The organism is Culturomica sp. (assembly GCF_003524185.1).
GTDB lineage: Bacteria > Bacteroidota > Bacteroidia > Bacteroidales > Marinifilaceae > Culturomica > Culturomica massiliensis.
Map to the genome: position 1 here is coordinate 126,681 of NZ_DOED01000007.1, position 12,789 is coordinate 139,469.

At 46.4% G+C, this 12,789-nt stretch carries 8 protein-coding genes; all 8 read right to left on the reverse strand.

The genetic code is table 11. The features are described from left to right. Positions 1-311: 311 nt before the first annotated feature. Complete coding sequence (locus DD657_RS02830) at positions 312-2,735, reverse strand: alpha/beta hydrolase family protein (RefSeq protein ID WP_021987401.1); 2,424 nt, start codon at positions 2,733-2,735, stop codon at positions 312-314. A 34-nt stretch (positions 2,736-2,769) separates the two neighbouring features. After that, a complete protein-coding gene (locus DD657_RS02835) occupies positions 2,770-4,248 on the reverse strand; it encodes a M28 family peptidase (RefSeq protein WP_287048389.1) in 1,479 nt (492 codons plus the stop codon). A gap of 82 nt (positions 4,249-4,330) precedes the next feature. Then, positions 4,331-5,779, reverse strand: coding sequence for a RagB/SusD family nutrient uptake outer membrane protein (locus DD657_RS02840; RefSeq protein WP_287048391.1), 1,449 nt, complete (start codon positions 5,777-5,779; stop codon positions 4,331-4,333). A 12-nt stretch (positions 5,780-5,791) separates the two neighbouring features. Beyond that, on the reverse strand, positions 5,792-9,277 hold the full coding sequence (locus tag DD657_RS02845; RefSeq protein ID WP_287048392.1) for a TonB-dependent receptor: 3,486 nt from the start codon (positions 9,275-9,277) through the stop codon (positions 5,792-5,794). Between the two features lie 75 nt (positions 9,278-9,352). Continuing rightward, positions 9,353-10,531, reverse strand: coding sequence for a FecR family protein (locus tag DD657_RS02850; protein ID WP_287048393.1), 1,179 nt, complete (start codon positions 10,529-10,531; stop codon positions 9,353-9,355). A 126-nt stretch (positions 10,532-10,657) separates the two neighbouring features. Further along, positions 10,658-10,825 carry a hypothetical protein gene (locus tag DD657_RS02855; RefSeq protein ID WP_287048395.1) on the reverse strand — a complete coding sequence of 56 codons (168 nt, stop codon included), beginning with the start codon at positions 10,823-10,825 and terminating at the stop codon, positions 10,658-10,660. Positions 10,826-10,930: 105 nt separating this feature from the next. Then, on the reverse strand, positions 10,931-11,527 hold the full coding sequence (locus DD657_RS02860) for an RNA polymerase sigma-70 factor (protein WP_068690516.1): 597 nt from the start codon (positions 11,525-11,527) through the stop codon (positions 10,931-10,933). 220 nt (positions 11,528-11,747) lie between these two features. Then, positions 11,748-12,653: a hypothetical protein gene (locus tag DD657_RS02865; RefSeq protein ID WP_287048397.1), complete on the reverse strand. Its 906-nt coding sequence runs from the start codon at positions 12,651-12,653 to the stop codon at positions 11,748-11,750. Positions 12,654-12,789: the final 136 nt, after the last annotated feature.

Genomic DNA, 12,789 nt, shown 5'->3' on the forward strand with positions numbered 1-12,789 from the left:
GATTGCGAATATAAAAATTATTCCCCGAATCTAAGCTTTTCTAAAACAGGAAAATAACGGAATTAACTCAATACCCGTAAAACAACAGATCATATCGGACCGGATCCGTTTTTTCGGATGGTATCGTTTAAAACGACAAAGTCCGGATGGTTTACCGGCACACCGGAAACAAAAAGCAGGAAAATGAATCGGAAAGGAGCTGACAAAAGTAAAACGAATCGTACCGAACTGAGATACAAAATAAATCAGGGGAATAGTACTGCAAATGCCTACGTACATTTGCAGCACTATTTTCCCCTTCCTATCGGTAATTATTTATTTTTAACGTATTTTTCCAACCACCGGTAAGTTTCCCACGCTTGATGCAATATGGATTCTTTGGCTACATAACCGTGACTTTCATAAGGCAGCAACACCAAACGCACCGTACCGCCGTTCCCCCGGAGAGCCGTATACAAACGCTCGCTTTGCATCGTGAAAGTACCCGTATTATTGTCGGCTTGTCCGTGAATCAGTAAAATCGGAGTCTTCAATTTATCCGCTTTTACAAAAGGCGACATTTTCAGATAAACCTCCGGAGCTTCCCAAAAAGTACGCATTTCATTTTGGAAACCAAAAGGAGTCAGTGTCCGGTTATAGGCTCCGCTGCGAGCTATGCCGGCCGCAAACAGATCACAATTGGCCAATAGATTGGCTGTCATAAAAGCACCGTAGGAATGACCGCCCACAGCCATTCGTTTCGGATCACCTACTCCCATCTCCACCAGCTTATCGACAGCCGCTTTGGCATTGGCAACCAGTTGTTCGACATAAGTATCGTTAGGCTCTTTTTCACCTTCTCCGATAATGGGGAACGAAGCATTGTTCAATACGGCATAACCTTCCGCCACCCAAAGGATAGGGGACGTCCGGGTATAACGGATAAATTGATTCGGGGCATCCCTTCGCTGGCCGGCATTGGCACTGCTTTTATACTCCGAAGGATAAGCCCAGATCAAAACCGGCAAAGGTCCGTTCTCCTTCTTATACCCGGCAGGTAAAAACAACGTTCCGCTCAACTTCACGCCATCGTTCCGGGTATACTCGACCACCTGTTTGGTTACCCCCTTCATTCCCGGATAAGGATCGGGAAAATCAGTCAAAGCCACCTGTTTTTTCTTTTTGAAATTCACCAGATAATAATTCGGTGCTTCTGTATTGGATTCCCTGGAAGTAATGATTTCCCCTTTGAGCAAATCCGGATAAGCCACCGGATACTCGTACCAGGGATCCTCCGATTGCCACAAACGAGTGGTTCGGTTCGTCCCCAACCGACGGGCATCAATAAACGGATAAGCACCCCGGGGCGAGTATCCGCGCCCACTGAAATACACCGTCTTATATTTATCACCGCTAAACACCACATATTGTCCGAAAGCATTTTTAGTCGTAACCAACCTACCGCAATCCGCATACAAATCCTCTGCACTCTGATCGTAAACGACCTGCATTTTTCCCGGTTCGGAAGGATCGAACAGACAACATTTTTTCTGACGGGTATCGTAATCATACGTCATCAGAAAAGCATGCCGGGCATCCCCCCAAAGAATATCGTCATATCGTTTCTCCGTTTTTACCAGCTCCCGGGCCTGACCTTCAAAAGGAGCTTCCAGAAACATCACCCGGTCCCGGAATTCCGCCTTAACCTTACCGTTTCCGCCATCCAAAGGCTCTACCCAATACAGGGTTGCCGGTTGATCGGCCCGCCAATCGTATCCGCGAGGCTCGGGAGAAGCCGAATTATTACTGATATACTCATATTCTACCAAAGGTTTCTGATAAACCTGCTTCACCGACTTCCCTTCCGGATCCCGGATCTCAATTGTAGACGGGAAAAAAGTATACGGAACAACATACGAATAAGGACGGTTCAGATACCGTACCAAAAGATATTTTCCATCCGGAGAATAAGTTGCCGGCAGATACACCGCTGCTTTTCCGTTCGGCATAAACTCTCCGTTATCGGCAGATACGATACCCAGCTCCGAGGTAGCGTAATAATCGAACACCGATTCACTGTACGCATCAGTCAGTAAATCCTGATATGTCGGCGCCTGATTGCTCTTTCCTTCGCTCGTCTGAATGACGGGAACGATATTCTGCATCTTATCCGCAGGCATTGCTCCCCGGTTCGCAGGAATCAAAGCTACCACAAGGTGTTTACTGTCGGGTGACCAACTATACATCCCCGGCCCGAAAAAGAAATTCAGCTTTCGCCCGGTCAGCAACCGGGCCCTCAAGTCGGCAACATCCACCACCCATAAATAAATACCGTCCGGCCGCTCTTCACAAACAGCGACACGGCTGCCATCCGGCGACCACTTATAACTAATCAGGTTGACATCCGCCGGAAAACCGGTAATCACGCCCTCCTTCACTTTCTTTCCCGGTAAAGATTTGATTTCCAGTTCTTTTATTTTTGTCCTCATCTTCGGACAATTCGTTGCAGCCAACACACGCCGGCCGGCCAGTTTCAACTCGGCTTGAGCCTGCTCCCGGATCGCAGGAATATCCGTTTGCCGGATAATCAGATAACAATCCATACGCGGACTGAGAGAGAAAGCCGGAGTAGCCGGAGCAAGAACCAAATCTTCCACGGCTTTCGGCGGATGCTGATAACCGCTCTGTCCCAGCGTCGGAAGAGCCGGCAAAGCAAATAACAGACCTAAAAAAACAGAAAAAAATGTATTTCGCATAATCGTATCAATTATATGGTTCAATATTAAAATCTCATTCAGAAAGCCGGATGTGAGGATCACATGCCAATTTACACAAAACCGTATACAATAGCTTGGAAACATCCTCCATAATTTCAGGCGTCAGCGTTTCAGGCACATCCTGGGGTACATGATAATACGTTCTTCCCACCTTATTCCGGGTACCCAGCGAAAAAGCCGGTACACCGTTAAAATTGAAAATCTCACCGTCCGTATACATCCTGCCCGAAGCTTTGCTGTAATCCGAAGTATGTAAAATCCGGCGGAGATACTGTTCATTTGCTTCCGTAAAATATTTTTTCAATTCAGGAAAAGTATTCACCCCTCCTACCCGCAACTCCGTTCCATTCCCCACCATATCCAGATTGAACATACATAATGTTTTCTCCAAAGGGAAAAGCGGATGTTTGACATAGAACTTAGACCCCAGCATTCCCGGCTCCTCTGCCCCGAACAGAATAAACACCACCGGACGCAAAGGTTTAACCCCGCTCTGTGCAAAAGCCTTAGCCGTCTCCATCACAATAGCACTACCCGAAGCATTGTCCAAAGCCCCGGGGAAGAGAATACCCGGACACCCCAGATGATCCAGGTGAGCACCTATGATAATCGGTGCATCCTTCAACCGCTTGTCTGTCCCCGGAATATAACCGATCACATTCTGAGTCTGGCTCGGCGCATGAAAAGACCGGAACATCATCTCCACTTCTTTCCCCGTCAATACCATGGAATGAGGACGCTTATCGCCTCTGATCTTATCCTTCAGAGTCCGCGCTGTCCAGGATGTCCCGGTCAATAAATCGTTCACCACCTTATCGCTGACATGGCAATAAATAAAACCGTCATTATAGAGAATTCCGGGATGGGAAAATTTTCCGGTAAACAAAGCCCCTGCGGCACCATGACCAACCGCATTTTTAATCTTATAAACAGAGCCCGAATAAAATTCATCCCAACGGGCATACGCCTGATTCTCACGCTCACAAGGCACTCCCGGTTCGATGACCACAATCTTTCCCCGCACATCAATCCCGGCATAATCGTCATACCCCAAATCCGGTGCCGTAATACCGAAGCCCACATAAACGGGTTCACCTTTCAATACGCCGGAAGCCGTATGTGTACCCGGATAATAATCGTCCGGCATCCGGTAAGTTACATCCATATCCTCTCCTTTCACCTTCAGCACTCCGGCATCCTTGACATCGGTATATTGTACGGGAAAATTCTGAAAATAAAACCCGTTATCCCCTCCCGGTGTCAGTCCCCAGGCGGAGAAATAATTCGCAGCCCAATGAGCACAACGGGTATATTCCGGTGATCCGGCCAAGCGTCCCTTATGTTCCGGTTTACACATTTCATAAACGAACTCCATGATTTCATTGCTGGAAACAGAGTGGAACGCTTTATCGAAAGCCGTATATTCACGCTGGGCCTGGGACATAAACATACCGATACACAAACCCAGACAAAGTATATATTTTTTTATCATATCTTTCTTTTTTAGGAAAGAACTGCCCCGAAAGACAGCTCCTTCGATCATCTGTAAACTAACCCTATTGCAATATAATGTATCAATAACCGGGATTTTGTTGCGACTCCCGGTCTTTTAACGGCAACAACTCCAATTCCCGTTCATTGATCGGATAAATGGTCTGGAAAAAATCAAAAGGAATCACTCCACTCTCCAGATTATCCGTATGTCCTTTTTCATCCTTTTCCTGTGGAGTACGCCAGCGGATCACCGGTTTACGGTTTCTCCACAAATCCCAGGCCCTGCTGCCCTCGCCGTACAACTCGACAGCACGTTCGTAAAGGACATCCTCCAATGTCACCCTTGTATTGTACTTATCCGGCTCGGTCGTCGTCCTCTCCCTGCGCAAATCTCCCAAATAATCCCTTGCCTTTTTCATATCATTTACCTTCAACGCCGCTTCGGCTGCTATCAGATACACCTCGCTCAACCGCAACACCTTCGGGTTATTGATTTTGATATTTCCTTCCCGGCCCGGATATTTACCGGAGATATAATAACACTTATCCTTACTTGAATACCGGAGTAACTTAAAACGTACATCTTCAGGATCGGCTTCTGCCAAATCCAGAAAATCCCGGGTAGGCACCACCGTCTTATAGCCCGCCTCCGAACAAATCCATCCCAACGAAGTATAACCGGCATTGTCCTCCAGGGAAGTAGGCAACTCCAACAAAGACTCCGAGCCGTATTCCTTACCCCAGGAAGCGACATATTCGTCACGCGAATAAAGTTCACAACCGCTGTTTTTAATGACATCTTCGGCTGCCGCAAGAGCCAGTGCGTCCTTTTCCATATACAGGTACACCTTAGCCTGCAAAGCGCGCCCTCCCCAATAATCGAAATAACCGTTTCGCTTCTTTACTGACAACAAAGGCACGGCTTCCTCCAACTCCGTACAGATAAAACCATACACGTCGGACACCTTACTCCTGTAAAACACCTCCCTTACATCCTTGTAAGCTTTCCCGGCAACACGAATACCCAACGCATCGGATTTGATTGTGCCTTTACCGAGATTACCGTACATCGGACCGTACATACGAACCAGATCAAAATGCAGCAAAGCCCGCAACGTCCTCAATTCGGCAATCAACGCTTTCTTTTCAGGCGTATTCTCCAGTTTATCCGCCTTCTCGATAATCAGATTGATATCCTGTACTCCCAGATATATCAACCGGTAAAAACCGGTGCCGGCAGATACTTTAGTTAAACCGTAAGCATAAAAATACTTCAAATGCTGGCTTCCCCAGGACGGTTCCATCATATGATCCCCCATCAGATCGGCCACAAATGTATATTCTCCCGCATAATAGGAAGAACTGGTCAACACCTCATAAACACCTTCCGTAGCAATCCTGAGATCGGAAACGGAATTGATCAGATTAGCGTCTCCGGCAGAATTCGAGGGTGAAATATCTAAAAAATCATTGCCGCAGGAACAACACAGCAAGCTGAACAACACGGCTATATATAATTTCATTTTCATAATTCGTCGATTTTAAAATTGAACCTGAATACCGAAACGGTAAGACTTAATCGCCGGATAACTGGAGCCTGAATTCGTATTACCCGTATAACTCACTTCCGGATTGATGTAATTATATTTATAGAAAGTCAGTACATCTGTGGCATTAAAATAAACCTTGGTATTGGCAATCCCCCATCTCTCCATCCACCTTTTCGGCAAATTATAAGAAAGAGAAATATTCTTTACCCGCAAATGGTCGGTAGAATGAATATAGCGGCTGGAATATTCCTGGGACTGGTAAGGATTATTGTAAATAATCAAAGGCTTTGAAGCCTTGTCGCCGGGCTTTCTCCATACCCCTTCAGCGGCATTCTTGGACGGATTGTAAGTACCGATATAACGACCGTCGGCACTCAAACGGTCCAGATTGTGAAACATATTTCCTCCCAAAGTAAACGTCAGCAAAAACGACAATTCGATTCCCTGGTAAGAAAAACGGTTGGTCATACCCCCGTAAAAATCCGGATATGCCTTACAAAGCACCACCCGGTTCGATTCTGCCACCTTACTGGTGGTACTTCCATCCTTCACCGGAGTCTTACCGTCAGGGCCGTAAACATTCTTATGCCACAAAGGACGTCCGGTTTGTCCGTCAACACCGGCCCATTCCCGCATATAGAATGAATAAAGCTTTTCTCCCTCCCGGAAAATACGCTGGGCACTGATCACATCGTCTTTCAGAGACTCCACTTTGGCCGTCATCCAGGAAATATTGAAATCGGTGCTCCAGTTAAACCCCTCCCCGACAACATTCTGGCTGCTTAAAGTCAGTTCCACGCCGGAATTTCTCAACCGGCCTTCGTTAACCAATATACTGGAAAAACCCGTATTGACAGAAACCGAAGCATTGTTCAGCAAATTATCCGTCATCTTGTTATAATACTCTATACCGCCGGACAAACGGGAACCGAACAAGCGAAAATCGATCCCGGCATTCCAGGTATAGGAATGTTCCCAGGTCAGCTTCGGATTTCCTACCGTTTTCAGGAAAAAAACAGGATTCCCGTTGTATTTGTTCTCCAGAGAAAATAAAGACTGGGATCCGAAATAAGTGGAAGGTAAATTTCCGGTCGTTCCGAAAGAAACCTTCAACCGCAGATTATCTATCCACGTTACCGGCTTCATAAACTTTTCCTGCGACATCGTCCAGGCTGCCGAGGCTGCAAAGAAATTTCCCCAACGCTCTTTCAGCGCCAAACGGGAAGATCCGTCACGACGCACACTACCGGAAAGATAATATTTATTCTTGTAATTGTAATCGGCTTTCAGCAACCAGGAAACCAACCGGTCGTCACTGTATGCCCCGCCGACCTCTGCAGCGTTGGCCGCATTGTCCAATTGCAGAAACTTATCGGAAATAAAACCCGTTCCATAGGCGCCGAAATATTTATTTTTATACTTCTTGGCCTCATATCCTCCCAATACTGTCAGATTATGCTGCCCGAAAGATTTGGTAAAATTCAGGGTATTGGACGTCGTCAAATCGTATACCTTCGTCAGATACTCCCCCAGATTTCCTTTTTCGTTCCGGCCGTCATGACTGTCGATCCCCGAAAAGGAAGACTCCGTCAGATGCAGATAGTCGATGCCGTTCACCGTACGGAAAGTCAGCCAGTCGGTAAAGTCAATCGTCAGAGAAACCGTCGTCATACTCCGGAAGTTCGAGGATTCCCTCACCTGCTCCCGTACATTCTTCTTATAATTCGGAATTTTGGTAACGAAACCGGGATACCGGTAATATTCCCCGTTCGGCATATAAACCGGTGCCGTCGGATTGGTATTCTTCACTCCCCAGATCGGATTCGAATAATAACCTCCGGAAGCCGTACCCGACTGATCCGTTTGGGCTAAAGTCTGGTTGATGGCATACTTGATTTGTTTATTTACCCGGCTTTCCACATTGATTTTCCCGGTCACCCGCTGAAACTTGCTGGTAGGCAGCAAACCGACTTGTTTCATATACCCAAAAGAAGAGAAAAATTTCAGCTTATCGTTTCCTCCCCGGGCCGAAAAATTGAAACGGTCCTCCTTTCCGGTACTGAATAAAGCTTTTGCCCAATCGGTATTGCGAGCGTGGGACAAATATTTTTTAGGGTCTGCCTGCTTATAATCAAAAGACCCGTCCAACGGATCGTCCGGATGAATCACCTTGGCCCGGCTATTCAGGTTACTGTAAGCATAGGCCATCGCATCCTCCACAATCCCGGCATTTCCGGCATCGTAAGCGGCTTGCCCCGGCAAAGCGTTCCGGTCATAGAGATAACGGTTTTTCAAGCCTTCCAAAGCATATTCCGTATACTCCTTCCCGGTCATATACAAACCGAACAACTCATGCGGCATAGCCGTTGTCGTCCAACCGTGCTCATAATCGGCATTAAAAACGGTTTTACCCGCACGCCCCTGCTTCGTGGTAATAATAATGACCCCGTTTGCAGCCCGGGAGCCGTAAAGGGAAGTAGCGGCAGCGTCCTTCAAAACGGTCATCGATTCGATATCATTCGGATTCAGAGCCGTCATCACATTGGAAGAAGACATCACCTGCGACATATCCCCGGAAATCACCGGTACCCCGTCGATCACATACAACGGCTCTATATTACCGTTGATCGATCCGATACCGCGAATCTGCACCGTAGCCTTGGCGCCCGGTTGCCCGTCGGTCTGGGTAATACGCACCCCCGCCACATACCCCTGCAAAGCCTTCTCTGCCGAAACAGGTGCCGATTCCCTCATAATCTGATCTCCTTTCACCACAGCGGCAGACCCCGTAAACGACTCCTTCTTTACCGTCCCATAAGCCACCACCATAACCTCCTCCATCGTCTCCACCATTTCTTCCATAACGATATGCAATTCGGTCCGGTCGCCCAACACGATCTTTTGGGGCACCATGCCCACATAACTGACACTCAGCTCGGTTTCCGGTTTATCGGGTACCTGAAAGGAAAATTTTCCGTTTATATCCGTAGTCCCTCCGTAAGTCGTTCCCTTCACCATAATAGTAACCCCGGGAAGCAACTCCTTCCTTTTATCCATCACCGTTCCCTGAATCGTCCGCATTTTTTGCTGTGCAGCAGCAAATTTCACCCGGTTGTCGGGCATCTTTTTCCGGATCACGATAGCATCGTTCGTCACACTGTATTCCAGATTTGTATTTTTCAGCACCTCCTTCATCACCACCTCCATATTCTCATTTTCCACCGATACATTCAATCCCTTAAAAGGCGCCACATCCTGATTGCTGTACAAAAATACGAACTTGGTTTGCTTTCGTAAGTTCCATAAAATTTCTTCCAAAGAAGCGTTCTCCATCTTTACCGTCAGCTTCTGTGCCTCCAACTCGATAAAAGATTGCATTGCAAGGCAAAACAAGATCAAAAAAGAAAATTTCATGGTCAACCACAATTTTTTTATTTTCCCGGACGGAGGGAAAACGTTTTCACTTACTTTTTTCATAACTTTGTAATGTTTATTAAGATTAAACAACCAGTAAGGGCGAGACCGGTGCTGCAACATCGGCTCGTCCTGTTTTTATTTAGCACGTACCACATATTTTCCGTCCCGTTGCACGATCTCCACCTTCCTCAACCCCGTAATCATATCCAACACCGCAGTCAAATCCCTGGAACGTTCGATATTCCCTGAAATCCTCATATCTGCGGCAACTTCATCGGCAAAGACAAACTCCACATCATACCATTTGGTCAGATCCTTCATCACATCTTCCAGACGCTGATTCCAAAAAACAAACATCCGGTCCATCCAGGCCACATACAACGAAGGATCGACTTCTTCCACCTTCTGCTGTCTGGATTTCCGGTCCAGGCTATATTGCTGAGCGGGTTTCAACTCCACATTCCGGTCACGCACCCCGTCTGCAACAATCCGCACCGATCCGGTCAGCAAAGTCGTATATACGGTTTCCTCATCAGAATAGGCCTTGACATCGAAACGAGTACCCAACACTTCCACATCGATCCGGTCGGTTTCCACGATAAAAGGACAATCTTTTGCTTTCTTCACATCGAAATAAGCCTCTCCTTCCAGAAATACACGCCGTTCCTTCTCCCCGAAAGCCAACGGGAAACGCAACCGGCTGTCTGCATTCAGCCACACCCGGGTGCTGTCCGGCAAAATAACCTGATACTCCTTTCCCCTCGGTACCTTCAACACATTATACTTCTCGCCCGTACCCCCTTTCGGACAGGCAGTTCCGAAACTCAACACACCGTTCTGATTATAAACCGCCCCGTACTCATCCGGCAAAGACAGTTTATCGTCCTCCTCCAACAAAATCTGTTGTCCGCTGGCTAATTGCAAAACCACCTCCATCGGATCGGACACGGTGAAATCGTTTCCGGCCACCTCCAAAACCTCAGGCCGGAATGCACCTGTACGCAATAAAACTGTCGCCGTAACGATGCCGAGCATCACAATCGAAGCCACCGCACCCCACCACCGGATCACCCCCAAACGCCTTCCTCGTTTCTCCTCCCGTATCTTTCCGAACACCGAATGATAAGCCCTCTCCTCGTCTATTCCTTGCCGAACCGATTGTTCCTTATAATAACGCTCCAACTGTCTCAATTCACGGCGGTGATCCCCGGTTTCCAGCCACTGCTGCAACCGTTCCATATCGGCAGCCTCCACCGCTTCTCCACACAAATAGGCTGCAATAATTTCCCACATCCTGTCGTTTCTAAAATCCATCTTTACCAATTTTATAATCTTTCCCTTAAACACACATTTCTCCACTTTATACCCAAAAGACACACAAACTTTCCGATCGTATGACAAAAAGTGTAATTATTTTTTAATTTTTTTCTTATCCGGTATCTATCCGATCACAGCATTACCCCAAAACAACAACCACCGGAAAAATACACCCGAAACGGCAACCGCCATTGCCTCGCACACGACCGCATTTACCCGGTCTTTTCCGCAATACAAGCCCCTCTGTAAAGACGGTATCAGGCATAAACTCAAAAACAGGCTTAAGGACATCCGGATATGAAATTTTCGGGGACACAGCTACCGGAATAACTGCATCCGGGAAACGGATACCTTCAAATGACTCACCGGGAAACAGTTTTAACGACACTCCGGACATTACATTCCGCTATCTTCCGGAACAAATTTCCACCCTCCGGTAAAAAAATGCAAAAGCAACATAGAATAAGTTTTTCCGGCCAGCTTTTCCCGCAACGTCTTAAAAGCTCTCCCCATCTGCGTACGGACGGTATTTACGGAAATATTCAAAGCATCGGCAGCCTCCTGGTACTTTTTCCCCTCCACGCAACACATCATAAAAATACGCCGGCATTGCTCCGGCAATTCGGCAATAGCCTTATACACCGCCTCCTTTTCCTCTGTCTCCTCCTCCTTGTCTGTCTCCTCCTCTTCCCGGTTCTTCCATACCTCCTCCAGCTTCCTAACGCGGTACCGCTCATCGCGGATATGGTTGAGGCACGCATTCTTCACCGCCCGGAACAGATAACTGTCCAGAGAAGAATGTACATTCTTATATTTTTTTTCGCACCAGAAATTGACAAAAAACTCCTGCACCACATCTTCCGCCTTCCCCAAATCCTTCAACAAACTATAGGCAAAAGCCACCAGATCCGCATAATACATCCTGAACAAACCCTGATAGGCCCGCTCATCCCCGCAACAGACTTTTTCCAATAATTTATCTTTTTCCACCATAATCGATCAGATACACAGGCAAAAATATAAAAAATGCAATATATCGTTTTTATTAACCCCAATATTACACAAAAAAAACACCTGGGGAGACTGTCCAAAAAGTAAAAACATCCCCATGTAGAACTGGATATTTGATTTCAGTCTCCGATAGGGATACGAATAAATTGAGGGTGCCAAATACCTTTGGACACCCTCTATATGTTTACAAAAATCAAAAAACTCAACTCAACTGACTCTTATATTCCGTATTAAATTCCTCCTGCGTTAAAATTTCGTAAGAACCAGGTACAGGCTGCATCTGAGAGATATGAGTTATACCTACTTTCCAGATACCGGCTATATTGGCATTAGAGATTGCAACTTGGTTCATATGGGTAGACCTGTCAGAATTAATTTCGGTAGAATTCCGCCCCCCTAGATGCTTTTCTACCTCTTGAATCGCTCTCGGAAAATTCACATACGAAGGAATATTCCTGGCATTCTGTATATCTTCGATGATAGCCCAAAGTCTTACCATATCGTCTACAAGTGCATTTTTTCTCTTTGCAGGATCTGTTATACGGGCATTATGCGCGACAGCATCAACAGGAAAACGGAACATTTTTTTAAAATCATCATTCATGTTCTTTTTTTCACCCTCGGTCAATGCTGCATAACGGCCTACCTCTCCGACGTAAATTTTAGTTAAATTAACTAAATATCCAGCATTCATCTCAACAGCCAGCTCCGACGAATCTCCATATACCCCATCTCGACCTCTAAACTCACCCTCCCTCCAATATCCTCCATGCACGACACTTCTTGCTAATGCTTCTTCTTTATCACGACGCTTATTCGATTCCGAATGTTCTTCCCCCACCACATTCAACTTATTTTCAGCCAAAGCCTTCAATTGCAAACATACCCCCATCCCCGACAAACGGGATAAACTACTCTTCGCCGTATATTGACAAACACCCGGCAACCCCAAAATCGGTCTATGATCGGAAAAACGGTCGGTCCTAACCATTCCCGTACGATTATCAACAAAACAGATAACAGATTTCCGGCCAGCCTTAGTTTGTGAAACATTATTTTCCACCGAAAAACTTTTACCTTCCCGCATCTGAGTCATATAGTTCTTCATTCCTTTAAATTTATTACTCCACACAAATTTTGCACAATAATAAGTAAACGATTAAAAAAAACATCATTTTTCTTTTCAGTATCTTTATCTGTTTGTAAACAGTAGCACACAGGTAGCACCCGGGGACGGGGCTAGT